This is a genomic window from Streptomyces sp. NPDC007863, from assembly GCF_040633895.1.
Classification (GTDB): domain Bacteria; phylum Actinomycetota; class Actinomycetes; order Streptomycetales; family Streptomycetaceae; genus Streptomyces.
Genome location: NZ_JBEYEI010000002.1, coordinates 127329 through 144091, shown reverse-complemented (window position 1 = coordinate 144091; position 16763 = coordinate 127329). Strand labels below are relative to the sequence as shown.

The 16763-nt window shown below is 71.4% G+C and carries 12 protein-coding genes; 3 read left to right on the top strand and 9 right to left on the bottom strand.

Translation table 11 applies throughout. The features are described from left to right. Window positions 1–885, top strand: a complete 885-nt coding sequence (locus ABZ621_RS03275) for a metal-dependent hydrolase (RefSeq protein WP_360600166.1) — start codon at window positions 1–3, stop codon at window positions 883–885. Then, on the top strand, window positions 885–1946 hold the full coding sequence (locus tag ABZ621_RS03270) for a PDR/VanB family oxidoreductase (RefSeq protein WP_360600164.1): 1062 nt from the start codon (window positions 885–887) through the stop codon (window positions 1944–1946). Before ABZ621_RS03275 ends, ABZ621_RS03270 begins: the two co-directional genes overlap by 1 nt. Window positions 1947–1950: 4 nt before the next feature. Here the strand turns inward: ABZ621_RS03270 and ABZ621_RS03265 are convergent, their stop codons facing one another. Then, window positions 1951–2373: a hypothetical protein gene (locus tag ABZ621_RS03265; RefSeq protein WP_360600163.1), complete on the bottom strand. Its 423-nt coding sequence runs from the start codon at window positions 2371–2373 to the stop codon at window positions 1951–1953. Window positions 2374–2410: 37 nt separating this feature from the next. Here ABZ621_RS03265 and ABZ621_RS03260 point away from each other — a divergent pair, with 37 nt between their 5' ends. Beyond that, window positions 2411–3142 carry a TetR/AcrR family transcriptional regulator gene (locus tag ABZ621_RS03260; protein ID WP_360600161.1) on the top strand — a complete coding sequence of 244 codons (732 nt, stop codon included), beginning with the start codon at window positions 2411–2413 and terminating at the stop codon, window positions 3140–3142. Here ABZ621_RS03260 and ABZ621_RS03255 read toward each other — a convergent pair. From ABZ621_RS03255 to ABZ621_RS03220, 8 genes are all read right to left on the bottom strand, one after another. Beyond that, window positions 3127–3459: an isomerase gene (locus tag ABZ621_RS03255; protein ID WP_360600159.1), complete on the bottom strand. Its 333-nt coding sequence runs from the start codon at window positions 3457–3459 to the stop codon at window positions 3127–3129. The genes ABZ621_RS03260 and ABZ621_RS03255 overlap by 16 nt on opposite strands. 95 nt (window positions 3460–3554) lie before the next feature. Then, the gene (pulA, locus tag ABZ621_RS03250; protein ID WP_360600157.1) at window positions 3555–8852 is read right to left on the bottom strand and encodes a pullulanase-type alpha-1,6-glucosidase; all 5298 of its coding nucleotides are present in this window, start codon (window positions 8850–8852) and stop codon (window positions 3555–3557) included. A gap of 78 nt (window positions 8853–8930) precedes the next feature. Next, window positions 8931–10646 (bottom strand): carbohydrate-binding module family 20 domain-containing protein, encoded by a 1716-nt coding sequence (locus ABZ621_RS03245; RefSeq protein WP_360600155.1) that lies wholly within the window; start codon window positions 10644–10646, stop codon window positions 8931–8933. Window positions 10647–10798: 152 nt separating this feature from the next. Beyond that, window positions 10799–11866, bottom strand: coding sequence for a LacI family DNA-binding transcriptional regulator (locus ABZ621_RS03240; protein WP_360600153.1), 1068 nt, complete (start codon window positions 11864–11866; stop codon window positions 10799–10801). Next, window positions 11854–13509, bottom strand: coding sequence for an alpha-amylase family glycosyl hydrolase (locus tag ABZ621_RS03235; protein WP_360600151.1), 1656 nt, complete (start codon window positions 13507–13509; stop codon window positions 11854–11856). Before ABZ621_RS03235 ends, ABZ621_RS03240 begins: the two co-directional genes overlap by 13 nt. Before the next feature lie 50 nt (window positions 13510–13559). Continuing rightward, a complete protein-coding gene (locus ABZ621_RS03230) occupies window positions 13560–14399 on the bottom strand; it encodes a carbohydrate ABC transporter permease (protein ID WP_360600799.1) in 840 nt (279 codons plus the stop codon). Between the two features lie 41 nt (window positions 14400–14440). After that, a complete protein-coding gene (locus tag ABZ621_RS03225) occupies window positions 14441–15454 on the bottom strand; it encodes a sugar ABC transporter permease (RefSeq protein WP_360600149.1) in 1014 nt (337 codons plus the stop codon). A 20-nt stretch (window positions 15455–15474) separates the two neighbouring features. After that, window positions 15475–16752 (bottom strand): extracellular solute-binding protein, encoded by a 1278-nt coding sequence (locus ABZ621_RS03220; protein ID WP_360600147.1) that lies wholly within the window; start codon window positions 16750–16752, stop codon window positions 15475–15477. Window positions 16753–16763: the final 11 nt, after the last annotated feature.

Here is a 16763-nt window from a genome sequence, read left to right as displayed (position 1 = left end):
ATGTCTAATACGCAGCCTGCACCGGTGGCGTCGGAGCACGTCGAGCTCAAGGCGCGCAAGGTCGCCTTCGACTGGCAGGAGACGCCGCTCCACTGGGTTCCCGGCGACCCCTTCACCACCCACACGATCAACGTGCTGCACCTGCTCCTCCCCGCCGGGGAGCGGTGGTTCGTGCACGTCTACCAGCAGGCGCTGCCGTACATCACCGACGACCGGCTGCGCGAGGACGTCATCGGCTTCATCGGGCAGGAGGCCGTGCACTCGCAGGCGCACGACGACGTGCTGCCGCACCTGCGCCGGCAGGGGCTCGACCCGACGCCGTACACCGCGCAGGTCGACTGGTTCTTCGAGAAGCTGCTCGGCGACCGGACGCTGCCGCCGGGCCGGGCCCGCCGCTGGTGGCTGATGGAGCGGGTCGCGCTGATCGCCGCGATCGAGCACTACACCGCCTTCCTCGGCGACTGGGTGCTCAACGCCGACGAGCTGGACCGGCGGGGCGCCGACCCGATGATGATGGACCTGCTGCGCTGGCACGGCGCCGAGGAGGTCGAGCACCGGGCGGTCGCCTTCGACCTCTTCATGCACCTCGACGGCGGCTACCGGCGCCGCGCCCGCACCTGGGCGCTCGCCTTCTCCGCGCTCGTCTTCCTCTGGCAGCGCGGGGTCCGCTTCTTCATGGAGAACGACCCGGCCCTGCTCGACCCGAAGGTCGCCTGGGCCGACTTCTACCGCAAGGGACGCGAGGGCGTGCTGCCGTCCACCCCGGCCATGCTGCGCTCGATCCCCCGCTACCTGAGCCGCGCCTACCACCCCTCCCAGGAGGGTGACACCGCGCAGGCCGTCGCCTACCTCGCCTCCTCCCCCGGCGCCAACGGAGGCCGCTGATGCCCCGGTTCACCACCGTCGCCCTCGTCGCCGGCGCCGCGCTCCTCGTCCGCCGGGCGGTCCGCTCCCGGATGACGACCGCGCCGCTGTGGCCGATGCCGTCCCTGGAGACGCCGGTCTCCGGATACGGGCGCGGGGCGACCGTCCCGCGCCGGGTGCTCGTCACCGGCCGGGCCGTCCCCGCCGACGGCGTCGTCGAACTGCGCCTGGAGGGCGAGCGGCTGCCGTCCTGGGAGCCCGGCGCCCACGTCGACGTCGTCCTTCCCTCGGGGCAGGTCCGGCAGTACTCGCTGTGCGGCGACCCGGCCCAGGCGGACGTCTACCGGATCGCGACCCGGCTCATCGGCGAGGAGCAGGGCGGCCGGGGCGGCTCGCGCGAGGTGCACGAACAGCTCCACGAGGGCGCCGAGATCGAGATCCGCGGGCCACGCAACCGCTTCCCGCTGGTCGACTCCCCCGCGTACGTCTTCGTCGCCGGCGGCATCGGGATCACCCCGGTCCTGCCGATGGCCAGGGCCGCCGAGGCGGCGGGCGCCGACTGGCGCCTCGTCTACTGCGGACGGTCCCGCGCCACCATGCCGTACCTGGCGGATCTGGTCCGGCTCGGCGGGGACCGGGTGACGGTGGTCGCGGAGGACGAGGACGGGTATCCGGACCTGTCCTTCCTGGCGCGGACACCGGCCGAGACGCAGGTCTACTGCTGCGGCCCCGACGGGCTGATGGACGCCGTCTCCGCCGCGCTGCCGGAGGGCCGCACGCCGCGCCTGGAGCGCTTCTCGGCGCTCGCCCCGGCCGACGGCACCCCCTTCGAGGTCGAACTCCGGCGCTCCGGGCGGACGGTGTCCGTCGCCGCCGGCCAGTCGGTGCTCGCAGCCGTACGGGAGGAGGTGCCGGGCCTCATGTACTCCTGCACGCAGGGCTTCTGCGGCACCTGCCGGCAGACCGTCCTGGAGGGCGAGGTCGACCACCGGGACGAGCTGCTCACCGACGCGGAGCGGGCGGACTCGATGCTGATATGCGTCTCACGCTGCGCCGGGAAGAAGCTCGTCCTCGACCTCTAGGACGTCAGGGAAGGATCAGCCAGTCGAAGGCGAGGGCGGCCGCGAGGCCGCCCACGAGCAGCCAGGTGCCGAGCCGGGTACGGCCGTTGCGGGCCAGCTCGATGACGATCCCGCAGAGGATCATCGCGAGGCCGTAGACGCCGACGACCAGCACGGAGGTCCGGCTCGCGAGACGGATCACGAGGATCACGCCCATCGCCACCAGCAGGACCGAGGCGGCCGCCACGCGCAGCCGCCTCGCCTGCTTGGGGGTCATGCCCGCGCCGGACCGCTCGCCGTCGTCCTCCTGCGCGTCCTCCCGCGCGTCCTCCCGCGCGTCCTCCTCCGACTCCTGTTCCTCCGGCGCCTCGTCGGGCTCGTCCGGCTCGTCCGGCGCGGAGGTCTCGGGGTTCTCGGCGGCCGGGGTTTCCTGGTCGGAAGCTGTCATGGACGAGGAGCGTAACGGACCCCGATAGGCTGTTCGTATGACGACCGGTGTGCGGCGCAGGATGGGCGTCGAGGAGCGCAAGCAGCAGCTGATCGGGGTGGCCCTCGAACTCTTCAGCAGCCGCTCCCCCGACGAGGTCTCCATCGACGAGATCGCCGCCGCCGCGGGCATCTCCCGGCCGCTGGTCTACCACTACTTCCCCGGCAAGCAGAGCCTGTACGAGGCGGCGCTGCGGCGCGCGGCCGACGAGCTCGCGGCCCGCTTCCTGGAGCCGCCGCAGGGCCCCCTCGGTGCTCGGCTGCTGCGGGTGATGGGCCGCTTCTTCGACTTCGTCGACGACCACGGGCCGGGTTTCGCGGCGCTGATGCGGGGTGGTCCCGCGGTGGGTTCGTCGACGACCAACGCGATGATCGACGAGGTGCGGCAGGCCGCGTACGAGCAGATCGTGGCCCACCTCGGGGTGGCGGACCCCTCGCCCCGGCTCGAACTCGTCGTGCGGTCCTGGGTGTCGCTCGCGGAGTCGACGGCGCTGCTGTGGCTGGACGGGCGGCGGGTGCCGCGCGCGGAGCTGGAGCGGAAGCTGGTGCACGACTTCGCGGCGCTGACGGCGGTGAGCGCGGTCCACGACGAGCAGACGGCGAAGGTGCTGACGGCGGTGCTGGCCGACGAACCGGCGGACGGCCCGTTCGCCGAGCTGGTGGGCCGGCTGCTCGCGCTGGCGCCGGCTCCGGCCCCCCTGCCCGTCGTGCCGGATCAGGCCTTGCGGTAGGCGTTTTCGAGGTCGCGGACCTCGACGGCGAGGCGTACGCCCTCGGCGCCCTTGAGGTGCCGGGCCAGGAGGGCGAGCACGCCCTGCGCGAGGTGGGTCTTGAGCGCGTCGGTCCGCCCGAAGGCCAGGGCGATCTCGATGTGGACCAGGGCGGCGTCGGTGGCGCCGTCGCCGACGACGGTCTCCGCGACCTCGCGGAAGCGGGTCTTGCAGTTGCCGACGGAGGTGCGGACGGTCTCCGCCACGAGGCCGTGGAGGTCGAGCGCGAAGGCCCGCCGGTCGAAGGGGACGGAATGGTCGACGGTGATCTGCGGCATGACGGCCTCTCGTGCGGGTCCGGGGTGTCCGGTCCCAGCCTCACGACGAAGGTCCCGGCCGCACAAGGACGGCCGGGACCTTCGCGACGACTTGGTCAGGTCGTGGCGGCCTTGAAGACGGCGACCGTGCGGGCCGGGACCGTGAAGGTGCCCGAACCGGCCTCGTAGGAGGCGGACTTGGTCACGGCGTCGGAGCCGTTCGCCTGGACCGGGTGCAGGCCGTAGGCCGTGCCGGCCAGGGCGGCGACGGTCTGCTCGCTCTCGCCCGGGGTCGCGTTGAAGACGACGACGAGGTCACCGAGGCGCATGGTGATGACGCCGGGGGTCTCCTCGGTGCCGGAGAGCGGGAAGGAGAGCCGTTCCTGCACCTGCCCGGCCGTGGCCAGGGAGAAGCCGGGCTCGGTGGCGCGGATCCGCTGGAGGTCCCGGTAGGCGGCGGAGGCGCCGTCGATCTCGTCGCAGCCGACCGTCAGGTTCGGGTGGGTGAGGAGCGGCTTGCCGTAGCCCCACTTGGCCTTGTTGTCGGCGGCCGGCGGGAGGCCGATGCCGAAGCCGTTGCCGTCGCGGCAGTCCCAGTGGATCGAGTTGAACCAGTCGCCGCTGTCGTACGAGTTGCGGTCGAGGGACTTGGAGCGGAGCAGGTCGGTGCCGGCCTGGGAGAGCGCCGGGCCCTGGGAGAGGGTGGCGGTGGCCATGGCGAGGACCTGCATGCGGGCCCGGTCGGCGGCGGTGGTGCCGGCCGGCAGCTTGAAGGCGAGGGCGTCGTAGAGGGTCTCGTTGTCGTGGGCGTCGGCGTAGGCGAGGGCGTCGCCGGGGACGGCGGCGTAGCCGGCCGGGGCGCCGTTGTAGTCGACCTCGGAGCCCTTGACCGTGCGCCCGGAGGTGTCGGTGAAGGAGTAGGAGGCGAGGTTGCCGCTGAGGCCGACCTTGATGAGGTCCTGGTAGTGCAGGAGCCGGGCCTTCTGCTGCTCCGGGGTGCCGTTGGCGGTGGAGGCGTTGGGGTCCGTGTAGAGGCCGGAGGCGAAGCCCTGGACACCGGGGTCCTCGTCGAAGGGGCCGCCGCCTCGGACGGCGTCGCGGGCCCGGTCGGAGAAGGTGGCGACCCCGGTGCCGGCCATGTTCTTCTGGGTGGCCTGGACGAAGCGGGCGTCGTCGGCGATCTCGCCGAAGTTCCAGCCCTCGCCGTAGAGGACGATCGCCTTGCCGTCGACGCCGTCCTTCTCGACGGTCAGGGCGTCGAGGGCCGCGCGGACGGCGAGGATGTTCTCCTTGGGGTGGTGGCCCATGAGGTCGAAGCGGAAGCCGTCGACCTTGTACTGCCTGGCCCAGGTGACGACCGAGTCCACGACGAGCTTGCCCATCATGGCGTTCTCGGGCGCGGTGTTGGCGCAGCAGGTGGAGGTGGCGACGGTGCCGTCGGCCTGGAGGCGCTGGTAGTAGCCGGGGACGATCCTGTCGAGGACGGACTTGTCGGACTGTCCGGCGGCGACGGTGTGGTTGTAGACGACGTCCATGACGGTGCGCAGGCCCTGGCCGTTGAGGGCCTGGACCATCTGCCGGAACTCGACCGTGCGGCGGGTGCCGTCCGGGTCGGTGGAGTAGGAGCCCTCGGGGACCGTGTAGTGCAGGGGGTCGTAGCCCCAGTTGTACGCGTCCTTCGCGGCGGCCTCGGCGACGCAGGCCTGCTGCTCCTCGGAGTCGGGGGCGTAGACCTTCAGGTCGCAGGCGGGTTCGGCCTGGCCGGACTTCTTCTCGGGGATGGTGCCGATGTCGAAGGCCGGGAGGAGGTGGACGTAGTTGGTGCCGGAGTCGGCGAGGGCCTTGAGGTGCTTCGAGCCCTTGCTGTCCCGGTCGGTGAAGGCGAGGAAGGTGCCGCGGTGGTCGGCCTTCGCGGTGGCGTCGGCGATCGAGAAGTCGCGGACGTGGAGTTCCTGGATGCGGGCGTCGCGCAGCGGCACGGCGGCCGGCTTCCGCAGGGTGTTCCAGCCGGCCGGGGCGAGCTTCGGGTCGGCGAGGTCGACGACGAGGCTGCGGGCGGAGTCGGCGGTGAGGGCGGTCGAGTACGGGTCGGTGACGCGGTTCTCGACGAGCTTGCCGACGGTCGGCGCCCAGACCTTGACGACGTACCGGTAGGGCTTGCCGGTCCAGGACCGGTCGCCGGTGACGGACCAGACGCCGGTGGCGTCGTCGCGCCGCATGCGGACGGTCCTGCCGTCGAGTTCGAGGGCGACGGACTGGGCGGTCGGGGCCCACACGGAGAGGGTCGGCCGGCCGGCCCGGAAGACCGGGCCGAGGGACCGGGTGGTGGCCTTGGCCGCGTACAGGTCGTCGAGGACGCCGGCGGTCTGCACGCCGGTGGCGGCGAGCAGGGCGCCGTTGGCGGCCCGCTGGGTGGCGAGCAGCTGGCCGCGCAGGGAGGCGCGGACCCGGTCGGCGTCGCGGGGGTCGACGGTGAAGGCGGGGTAGTCCTTGAGGTGCGGGAACCTCGCCTTCTGGGCCTCGGTGAGGCTGCCCGCGTTCAGCCGGAGCCACCGGCCCTCGTCGCTGAGGGCGCCGTCGGTGACGGTGATGCCGCCGTCGGGGGCGTAGACGAGCTGCTGGCTGGTGGAGTCGTTCGCCTTCACCTTCCAGACGACGGTGTTCCGGTCGATCCACTGGGCCTCGGCCTTGCCGAGGTCGAGGGCGGGCGCGCCGCCGGTGGTCGGCAGGAGGTGCTTGGGCTGCCCGGCGAGGAGCCAGACCTGGTGGCCGGTGGCGGCGAGGTCGAGGGACTGGTCGGTGGGGAGGTCCTTCTCGTCGCCCTTGTGGAGGATGTACGAGAGGGAGGTGGCGCCCTCGGCGAGCGGCACCTCGTAGACGGCGCCGTAGGCGTCGACGCGGGTGGGCAGGAGGGGCTTGGACCAGTCGGTGGGCTGGGCGGCGCCGGTCCACAGGTGGAGGCCCCAGCCGTCGTAGTTCCCGTCCGGGCGCTGGTAGTGGATGACGGCCTTGGTCTTGTCCGGGGCGGTGGGGGCCGGGTCGGTGTCGGACTGGCCGTCCTGGCCCTGGGTGATCCAGACCTCGCCGGTGCGGCCGAGCTGGATGGTGCGCTGGGGGCCGTCGGCGGCGCCGTCCTTCTCGACGGTGTACGCGACGGAGGAGGCGCCCTCGGGGACCTTCACCCAGGCGAAGGCGCCGTGGGCGTCGCGGCCGGTGAAGGCGGCCCGCTGTCCGGCGGCGTTCAGGGTCCAGCCGTCGTAGTCCCCGTCCTCGCGCCGGTAGTGGACGATCGCGTAGGGGCGTTCGACGGCGACGGGCTTCTCGGGGACCGGCGGCGCGCCCGCGGTGGTGGCGGCGGTGGCGCTCGCGGTGTGTCCGGCGGCGTCGACGACGACGGCCTTGTAGCGGAGCGGGGTGCCGGCGGGGGCGGTCACGTGCTGGGTGACCTTGTAGGGGGCGTGGTCGGCGGTGCCGAGGGTCTGCCAGCGGCCGTTGCCGACCTGGGCGGCGAAGACGACCCGGCTGAGGGCGTCGCCGGTGACGTCGGCGGTGAGCTCGACGGTGCCGGTGGAGCCGGCGGCGGGGGCCTTCAGGGCGACGGACGGCTTCCCGGTGACGGCCGGGAGGGGCCGGTCGGCCCGGAGGACGAGGGTGGAGAGGGCGGGGACGGTGACGGTGACCGTGCCGTCCTTCGCGGTGACGGCGCCCTGGCCGCCGTACAGGGTGCGGAAGGAGGCGGAGTCGACGGGGAGGGTGACGGTCTTCGGCTCGGTGGCGCTGTTGGCGGCGACCAGGTACTCGACGCGCTGCCGCGCGTCGGTGCGGGAGGCCGCGTAGACGGAGCCCTCGGCGTAGCGCTCCTGCTGGACGCCGTCGCGGAGGGCGGGGTGTTCGCGGGTGAGCCTGGACAGGGCGGCGATCGACCGGTAGAGCGGGTGGCCGGTGTCGTAGGCGTCGGTGTCGTGGCCGCGGTCGGTGCCGAGCCGGTCGTCGTCGAGGTAGTCGGCGGCCTGGCTGGCGAAGAGGGGCTGGCGGGCGTCCTTGTCGCCGCCGGCGCCGGTGAAGCCCTGCTCGTCGCCGGAGTAGACCACCGGGTTGCCGCGGGAGAGGAACATCAGCTCGTTGGCGAGGGTGGCGCGGCGGACGAGTTCGGCGTCGGAGGCGTTCGGGTTGTCCTGCTTCAGGAAGGTGCCGAAGCGGCCCATGTCGTGGTTGCCGAGGAAGGTGACCTGCTCGTAGGCGTTGGCCTTGTCGGTGGTGTACCGGTAGTCCTCGGCGAAGACCTTGGCGAGGCGGTCGGCGCCGGAGCCCTGGGAGGCGAAGGCGCGGGCGGCGTCCTGGAAGGGGAAGTCGAGGGTGGCGTCGAGCCGGCCGCGGGTGACGTAGGGGGCGGTGACGGTGGTGTCGGCGGAGTAGACCTCGCCGAACATGAAGAAGTCCTCGCGGCCCCGCTTCTTGGCGTAGGCGTCGAGGGCGGTGGCCCACTGGGTCCAGAAGTCGAGGTCGACGTGCTTGACGGTGTCGATGCGGAAGCCGTCGATGTCGAAGTCGCGGACCCAGGTCTCGTAGATCTTCCGCATGCCCTCGACGACCTCGGGGCGCTCGGTCCACAGGTCGTCGAGGCCGACGAAGTCGCCGTACTCGGCGGACTCGCCCTGCCAGGTCGAGTCGCCGCGGTTGTGGTACATCGTCGGGTCGTTGAGCCAGGCGGGGACCTTGTCGCCGCCGCGCGCGACGGGGGTGTACGGGAAGGAGCCGGCGTCGACCTCGCCGATCGCGGTGCGGTCGTCGAAGGGGCGGCCGTCCTTGTCGAGGTACGGGTAGGCGCCCTTGGGGCGGTAGCCGTACTTCTTCTCGGCGTAGTCGACGGTGTCGGCGGTGTGGTTGGTGATGACGTCGAAGAAGACCTTCATGCCCTTGGCGTGGGCGGCGGCGATGAGCTTCTTGAGGTCGTCGTTGGTGCCGAAGTGCGGGTCGACCTGGGTGAAGTCGGTGATCCAGTAGCCGTGGTAGCCGGCGCTGGCGTCCTTGCCCTCGCCCTGCACGGGCCGGTTCTTGAAGATCGGCGCCATCCAGATGGCGGTGGTGCCGAGGCCCTTGATGTAGTCCAGGCGCTGGGTGAGCCCCTTGAGGTCGCCGCCCTGGTAGAAGCCCTTGTCGGTGGGGTCGAAGCCGGTGGCGGTACGGCTGCCGGTGAGGCCGCCCTTGTCGTTGGAGGTGTCGCCGTTGGCGAACCGGTCGGGCAGCACGAAGTAGAACTGCTCGCGGGTGAGGTCCTGGCGGGCCGGTTCGGCGGCGAGGGTCCGGTCGGAGGGCGGGGCCGGCGGGCGGGGCGCGGCCGTCGCGGGCAGGGCCGGGACGAGGGCGGCGACGAGGGCGGCGGCGAGCGCCACGGCCGTTCGCTTGGGTATCACGGGGGCTCCCTGGAGGTACGGGAAGAGGGGGCCGCCCCGGTCGGGGCGGCCCTGCGGAGGGAGGAGGCTCAGCTCAGCTCAGCTGCGGAAGGTGTCGTTCAGGACGACCTGGCCGGAGGCGGGGACGGTCGCGGTGCGGTTGGCGCCGGACTCCCAGGTGACGTTCCCGGCCGCGTCCTTGCGGACGTACTTGTACTCGAAGGCCGTTCCGGCGGGCAGGTTCACCGTCAGCTTCCACACCGGGTAGGCGGCGGGGTCGAGCTTGAGGGCGGCGGCCGGGGCCCAGTTGCCGAGCTCGGCGCGGTTGCCGACCACGTGGATGTTCTGGCCCATCACGGTGGTGGCGGTGACGTTGAAGGAGGCGCCCGCGGTGGCCGGCGGCGGGGTCGTCGGCGGGGTCGTCGGGGTGCCCGAGCCGCAGTTCACGGCCCCGGTGTGCAGGGCGAGGGCGGTGTTCGCGGCGAGGGTGGCCGTGAACTGGCCGGAGGCGTTCACCGTCACGGCGGTGTTCGACTGCACGTCGCAGTAGGTGCCGGCCGGGAGGGAGCTCTGGAAGGTGCGGGACAGGGCGGAGGACTCGTGGTTGATGGCCACGTACGCCTTGGAGCCGCGGCCGAACGCGATCGCGTTGTTGCCGTTGTCCCACCAGTTCGTGACGGCCTCGCCGCGGGCGGTGTTGCGGAAGGCGACCATGGAGGAGATCTCGCGCCAGGCGTGCTGGCACTTCCATCCGTCGGTGTAACAGGCGTTCACCTGGCCGCCGCCCGGCGGTCCGGCGTCCTTGTCGGTCCACTCGTAGCCGGAGTGGACGTCCGGGGAACCGTAGGGCCAGGCGAGCATGAAGACGGAGGCGAGGGTGTAGTTCGCGCCGTCCTTGTAGTTGAGGGTGTCGCCGCCGCGCTCGGTGTCGTGGTTGTCGACGAAGACGCCGGACTGGCCGGAGGGCATGTGGCCCCAGGCCTCGCCGAAGTTCTTCAGGTAGGCGAGCTTCTCGTTCTGCAGGACGCGCTTGAGGTCGCGGGCGTAGCGGAACTCCTGGACGTCGCCGCTGCCGAGGTACTCGCTCGGGGAGACGGCCTCGCCGGCGCCGTGGATGGCCTCCAGCTTCCAGTAGACGGAAGGATTCGTCAGCTTGGCCTTGACGGCCGCGAGGTCGGCGGCCGGCATGTGCTTGGCGGCGTCGATCCGGAAGCCGTCGACGCCCAGCGAGAGCAGGTCGTTGAGGTAGCCGGCGATCTTCCCGCGGACGTACTCCTCGCCCGTGTCGAGGTCGGGGAGGCCGACGAGCTCGCAGTTCTGGACGTTGGCCCGGTCCTGGTAGGTCGAGATCGTGGCCCGGCAGTCGTCCATGTCGGAGCCGGAGTAGAGGCCCGGGTAGTCGTACTTGGAGAACGGGGTCCCGCCCGTTCCCGTGCCGGAGCCGTTGGCCATGTGGTTGATGACCGAGTCCGCGATCACCTTCACGCCGGCGGCGTGGCAGGTGTTCACCATGTTCGCGAAGGCGGCGCGGTCCCCGAGACGGCCGGCGATCTTGTAGCTGACGGGCTGGTACGAGGTCCACCACTGGCTGCCCTGGAGGTGCTCCTGGGGCGGGGAGACCTGGACGTAGCCGTAGCCGGCGGGGCCGAGGCGGTCGGTGCACTCGCGGGCCACCGAGGCGAAGTTCCACTCGAACATCACCGCGGTGACGTCCTTGGTCCCCGGCGGGGTGGCCTGGGCCGGGGCGTTCGCCGTGACGGCCGCAGCGGCTCCCGCCACAAGGGCGAGTGCAGCGGCCACGGTCTTTCTTGCCATGCTTCCTCCTGGACGACGTCCCTGTCGTGTCGAGAGCTGTTCGCAAGAAGTTGCCGAAATTCTCAGCAACTGTTTTCAGCCGCGACCGTAGGGGCGTACAGGCGTGCGGTCAATACTTCACGCACGCCCATCGCAAGGGATTGCGCAAGGAGTTACGGCGCCGCGTGCGGCGGCTGCGCGGTGGAACCGCGCACGACCAGCTCCGGCTGGAAGACGAACTCGGTGCGCTGCACCGGATTGCCCTCGATCTCCTCCAGGAGCGCGCCGACGGCCGCCGTCGCCATGGCCTGCACGGGCTGGCGCACGGTGGTCAGCGGCGGGTCGGTGAAGGCGATCAGCGGGGAGTCGTCGAAGCCGACGACGGAGACGTCCCGGGGCACGTCGAGGCCCCGGGCGCGGGCCGCCCGGACGACGCCGAGCGCCATCAGGTCGGAGCCGCACACGATGCCCGTGCACCCCTCGTCGAGCAGGATCTCGGCGGCGGCGTGCCCGCCCTCGACGCCGAACAGGGTGGGCCGCACGAAGCGTTCGGCCTCCGCCCGCTCCACGCCGAGGGACTCGTACAGCTCGGCGGCGAAGCCCTCCGCCTTGCGGCGCGAGGGCACGTAGCGGGTGGGCCCGATGGCGAGGCCGATCCGCTCGTGCCCCAGCTCGGCCAGGTGGCGCACGGCCATCCGGGCCGCGGCCCGGTCGTCCGGGGAGACGAAGGTGGCGTCGATCCGTTCGTGGTAGCCGTTGATGAGGACGTACGGCACGCCCCGCTCGGTCAGCCGGCCGTAGCGCGCCGGGTCGGCGGAGGCGTCCGCGTGCAGCCCGGAGAGGAAGACGATGCCGGCCACCCCGCGCTCGACGAGCTGGTCGACCAGTTCGTCCTCGGTGGCGCCGCCGGGCATCTGGGTGCAGAGCACCGGCGTGTAGCCGTGCCCGGCCAGGACCTGCTCGACGACCTGGGCGAAGGCCGGGAAGATCGGGTTGGTCAGCTCGGGCACCACGAGCCCGACGAGGCCCGCGCTGCGGCGTTTGAGCCGTACGGGACGCTCGTAGCCGAGCACGTCGAGCGCCGCGAGCACCTTGTGCCGGGTCGCGCCGGCCACCCCCGCCTTGCCGTTGAGGACCCGGCTGACGGTGGCCTCGCTGACCCCGGACTGGGCCGCGATGTCCGCGAGCCGCGGGGCACCGTTGCCGGTGCCCCGCGGCGGGGGGATCGTCACACCGCCCACCAGACGGTGGTGTCCGCCGGCACTTCCGCGGCGTCGTCGACGATCCTGATGTCCTCGTTGGAGAGGAGATACCGGCCGGGCAGCGGGACGGTGATGGCCCGGCCGGTGGTGTTGGCGGTGCAGACGAAGCCGTCGCGGCGGAAGGAGAGCACACCCTCGGGTGCCTCCAGCCACTCCACGGCCTCGCCCGCACCGAGTTCGGGGCGCTCGCGGCGCACGGCGAGCGCGCTGCGGTACAGCTCCAGGGTGGAGCCGGGGTCGCCGGTCTGCGCCTCGACGCTCAGGCTCCCCCAGGCCGCCGGCTGCGGCAGCCAGGAGCCGCCGCCGCCGAAGCCGTACGAGGAGCCCTCGACGGTCCACGGGATCGGCACCCGGCAGCCGTCGCGGTAGCCGTCCTGGCCGCTGGCGCGGAAGAAGGACGGGTCCTGGCGCACCTCGTCGGGCAGGTCGGTGACGTCCGGCAGGCCGAGCTCCTCGCCCTGGTAGACGTAGGCGGAGCCGGGCAGCGCCAGCATCAGCAGGGTCGCGGCGCGGGCCCGGCGCAGGCCGAGCTCGCGGTCGCCCGGGGTGCGCAGCTGGGTGCCGAGGCCCGCCGGGTTGGCGAAGCGGGTGGCGTGCCGGGTGACGTCGTGGTTGGACAGCACCCAGGTGGTGGGGGCGCCGACCGGGCGCATCGCCTCCAGGGAGGCGTCGATGACGGTGCGGAGCTCGGCCGCGTCCCAGTGAGTGCCCAGGTACTGGAAGTTGAACGCCTGGTGCATCTCGTCGGGGCGCACGTAGTTGGCGGTGCGCTCGACGGTCGGGGTCCAGGCCTCGGCGACGAGGACGCGCTGTCCGTCGTACTCGGCGAGGATCTGCCGCCAGGAGCGGTAGATCTCGTGGACGCCCTCCTGGTCGAAGAAGGGCATGACGTCGTTGCCGAGCAGCTTCAGCTGGTCGTGGGCGCCGATGTCGGGCAGGCCGGCGGCCTTGACCAGGCCGTGGGCGACGTCGACGCGGAAGCCGTCGACGCCCATGTCGAGCCAGAAGCGCAGGATCGAGCGGAACTCGTCGCGGACGGCCGGGTGCTCCCAGTTGAAGTCCGGCTGCTCGGGCGCGAAGAGGTGCAGGTACCACTCTCCGTCCTCGACCCGGGTCCAGGCGGGGCCGCCGAAGATGGACTCCCAGTCGTTGGGCGGCAGTTCGCCGTTGACACCCTTGCCCGGACGGAAGTGGTAGCGCTCGCGCAGCGGGGAGCCGGGGCCCTCGCGCAGGGCGCGCTGGAACCACTCGTGGTGGTCGGAGGAGTGGTTGGGGACCAGGTCGACGATGATGCGCAGGCCCAGGTCGTGGGCCTCGCGGATCAGGGCGTCGGCGTCGAGCAGCGAGCCGAACATCGGGTCGATGGCCCGGTAGTCGGCGACGTCGTACCCGGCGTCGGCCTGCGGGGAGGCGTAGAAGGGGGAGAGCCAGACGGCGTCGACGCCGAGCTCCTTGAGGTACGGCAGCCGGCTGCGGATGCCCTCCAGGTCGCCCATGCCGTCGCCGTTGCCGTCGGCGAAGCTGCGCGGGTAGACCTGGTAGATCACCGCGTCTCTCCACCAGCCGGTGTCGGTGCCGGTGGTGGGGGCGTCGGCGGCGGCGGTGGCGAGGTGCTGGGTCATGTCTTCCCTGGGAGGTAAGGAGGGGCGTACGGGATCGGCGTTCAGGGCCGTCAGCCCTTGACGGCACCGGCGGACATGCCGGTGACGAGGTGGCGCTGGGCGAAGAGGAACACCAGGGCCGCGGGGATGGCGATGAGGACGGAGGCCGCCGTCATCGGACCCCACTGGGCCCCGTACTGGTTGACGAACTTCTGCAGACCGCCGGCGAGCGTCAGGTTCTCGTCGCCGACCATGAAGGCGGAGGCGTAGGCGACCTCGCCCCAGGCGGTGATGAAGGAGTAGAAGGCGGTCACCGCGATGCCCGGCTTGGCGAGCGGCAGGATCAGCCGCCAGAAGGTGCCGAAGGGGGTGAGCCCGTCGACGTACCCCGACTCGTCGATCTCGCGCGGGATGCCGTCGAAGAAGCCCTTCATCATCCAGGCGCAGAACGGGACGGCGATGGTCAGGTAGGTGATGACCAGGCCGGCCGACTGGTTGAGCAGCCCCAGCGACGCCATGATGTTGTAGATCGGCACGATGAGGACGGCGACCGGGAACATCTGCGTGATGAGCAGGGTCCACATCAGGCCGCGCTTGCCGGGGAAGCGGAAGCGGCTGACGGCGTAGCCGGTGGTGGCGGAGATGAAGACGCCGACGATCGTGGTGAGTCCGGCGACGAGGAGCGAGTTCCCGAACCAGGTGAGGAACGGGGTGTCCCTCAGCAGGTTCGTGTAGTTCTCGAACGTCGTCTCCTTGAAGAAGTCCGTGGTGGTGGCGTACTTCGCGGGCTTGAGCGAGGTCAGCAGGACCCACAGCACCGGGAAGACGGCGACCACGGAGGCGACGATCAGGGTGAGGTGCAGCGCCACCGAGGCGAGCGGCGAACGGCGGCCGCGGATCGGGGCATTCATGGCCGGGGCGGCGGCGTGCCGGGCCGTGGGGGTCGTGGTGGTCACCAGACTTCTCCCTGCTTGCGGAGGACGCGCTGGTAGATCGCGGCGAAGATCATCAGGAGCACCAGGATGAGGACGCCCCACGTGGACGACTGGGCGAAGTCGCGCGGGCTGATCTCGAAGGAGAACTTGTAGGCCTGGGTGACGAGGATCTGGGTGGCCTCGCCGGGTCCGCCCCGGGTGAGCAGGAAGATCACCGGGAACATGTTGAAGGTCCAGATGGTGGAGAGCAGCAGCACCGTGGTGGAGACGGAGCGCAGCCCCGGCATGGTGATGTTGCGGAAGCGCTGCCAGGCGTTGGCGCCGTCCATCTCGGCGGCCTCGTAGAGCTCGCCGGGGATGGACTGGAGACCGCCGAGGAGGGCCACCATCATGAAGGGGACGCCGAGCCAGACGTTGACGGCGATGACGGCGAACTTGGCCATCAGCGGGTCGTTCAGCCACGGGACGGCGTCGAGGCCGACTCCGGAGAGGATCTGGTTGAGCAGGCCGCGGCGCTCGTCGTAGAGGAAGCGCCAGGCGAAGACGGAGACGAAGCCGGGGACCGCCCAGGGCAGGATGATCATCATCCGGTAGGCGGAGCGGCCGGCGATCTTCCGGTTGAGGATGTTGGCGAGGGCCAGGCCGAGGACGAAGGTGAGCGCCACACAGGACACGGTCCAGACGACCGTCCAGCCGAGGGTGCCGAGGAACTGGCTGCCCGTGATCGCGTCGGTGTAGTTGTCCAGGCCGATGAACTCGTAGGTGGCCGGGATCTCGTTGACGCCGATCGTCCGCGCGACGTTGCGCTCGTTGGCGTCGGTGAACGACAGGTAGATGCCGCGGACCAGCGGATAACCGATGATCACGCCGATCACGATCACCACCGGGGCCACCATCGCCCAGGCGTACCAGTGGGTGGCGAGGGAGCGCTTCGCCGCCCGTCGCGGGGTACCAGTTCCGCGGCTCCGGCCGCGGGCGACGTGCTCGCCCGCGGCCTTCGCCACCGACTGGCTGGGAGTGTCCACAGCCATCAGTCGGCCTGCCTTCCTTCTTACTTCCAGTCCTTCAGGAGCTTGCGGTAGGCGTCGCCGACGGCCTTGGCGCCGGCCTCCGGGGTGGTCTGGCCGGTGAGGACCTTGGTGTACTCGACCTTGACCGGCTCGAAGAGGCTGCCGCCCTCGGGGATCCACGGGCGCTCGACGGCCTTCTCGACGACCGGCTTGAAGAACGCGATCATCTCGTTCTGGGCCACCTCCTTCTGCAGGTAGGAGGACTGGCGGGTCGGGAGGAGGCTGAGCTCCTTGGCGACCTTGGCCTGGCTCTCGGCCGAGGTCATGTACTCGGCGAAGGCGTAGGAGGCGTCGAGGTTCTTGGAGCCGGCGTAGACGGCGAGGTTGTGGCCGCCCTGCGGGGCGCCCTGGCCGGCGGAGCCCGCCGGGACGGGGGCGATGCCGAGGTTCGCCTTGTCGGCGAACTCCTTGCCCGCGTAGGTGTCGGCGACGGCCCACGGGCCGTTGATCATCATGGCGACCTTGCCGTCCTTGAAGGCGGCCTGCATGTTGTCCCAGCCGTTGGTCGCGTCGGTGATCGCGGCCTTGGAGTCGACGAGGTCCTTGACCGTCTTGAACGCGCTGACGCCCGCCGGGTCGTCGAAGGTGACCTTCTTGTTGGCGGCGTCGACCATGTCGCCGCCCTCGCCGTACAGGAAGGAGAGGAACCAGTACGGGTCGTCGCCGCGGAGGTACAGGCCGGTCTTGCCGGTCTTCTCCTTGATGGCGGCGGAGACGGTCTTCAGCTCGGCGATGCTCTTCGGGACCTCGACACCGGCCTCCTTGAGGATCTTCTTGTTGTAGAAGATGCCCATGGAGTCGATGACCTGCGGCACGGCGTAGGTCTTGCCGTTGTACTTGGTGGAGGCGGCGGCCTGCTCCAGGAAGTCGTCCTGGTCCTTCAGCGCGGCGGTGCCGTCCAGCGGGGCGAGGTAGCCGAGGTCGGCGAACTCGGGGGTCCAGGCGACCTCGGAGCGGATCACGTCGGGGGCGCCGGAGCCGGACTGCGCGGCGTTCTTGAACTTGTTCTGGGCCTCACCGAAGGGCACGTTCACGTACTTGACGGTGACCTTGGGGTGCTTCTTGGTGAAGTCCTCGGCCAGCTTCTTGAAGACCTTGTCCTCGGAGCCGACCGTGGAGGTGTCCCACCACGTCACGGTGCCGGAGAGCTCGCCCGAGCCCTTCGAGCCGCCGTTGGAACCGCTGTCGCTCCCGCCGCACGCCGCCAGGGTGACGCCCAGGGCCGCGACCAGCGCGGTGGCCGCTATGCCACGCCGCATGTGAACTCCTT

What these genes read in the sequence shown, in the direction of transcription:
- ABZ621_RS03275 (WP_360600166.1), top strand. Translation starts at nt 1, where the DNA reads ATGTCTAATACGCAGCCTGCACCGGTGGCGTCGGAGCACGTCGAGCTC.
- ABZ621_RS03270 (WP_360600164.1), top strand. Translation starts at nt 885, where the DNA reads ATGCCCCGGTTCACCACCGTCGCCCTCGTCGCCGGCGCCGCGCTCCTC.
- ABZ621_RS03265 (WP_360600163.1), bottom strand. Translation starts at nt 2,373, where the DNA reads ATGACAGCTTCCGACCAGGAAACCCCGGCCGCCGAGAACCCCGAGACC.
- ABZ621_RS03260 (WP_360600161.1), top strand. Translation starts at nt 2,411, where the DNA reads ATGACGACCGGTGTGCGGCGCAGGATGGGCGTCGAGGAGCGCAAGCAG.
- ABZ621_RS03255 (WP_360600159.1), bottom strand. Translation starts at nt 3,459, where the DNA reads ATGCCGCAGATCACCGTCGACCATTCCGTCCCCTTCGACCGGCGGGCC.
- ABZ621_RS03245 (WP_360600155.1), bottom strand. Translation starts at nt 10,646, where the DNA reads ATGGCAAGAAAGACCGTGGCCGCTGCACTCGCCCTTGTGGCGGGAGCC.
- ABZ621_RS03235 (WP_360600151.1), bottom strand. Translation starts at nt 13,509, where the DNA reads ATGACCCAGCACCTCGCCACCGCCGCCGCCGACGCCCCCACCACCGGC.
- ABZ621_RS03230 (WP_360600799.1), bottom strand. Translation starts at nt 14,399, where the DNA reads ATGAATGCCCCGATCCGCGGCCGCCGTTCGCCGCTCGCCTCGGTGGCG.
- ABZ621_RS03225 (WP_360600149.1), bottom strand. Translation starts at nt 15,454, where the DNA reads ATGGCTGTGGACACTCCCAGCCAGTCGGTGGCGAAGGCCGCGGGCGAG.
- ABZ621_RS03220 (WP_360600147.1), bottom strand. Translation starts at nt 16,752, where the DNA reads ATGCGGCGTGGCATAGCGGCCACCGCGCTGGTCGCGGCCCTGGGCGTC.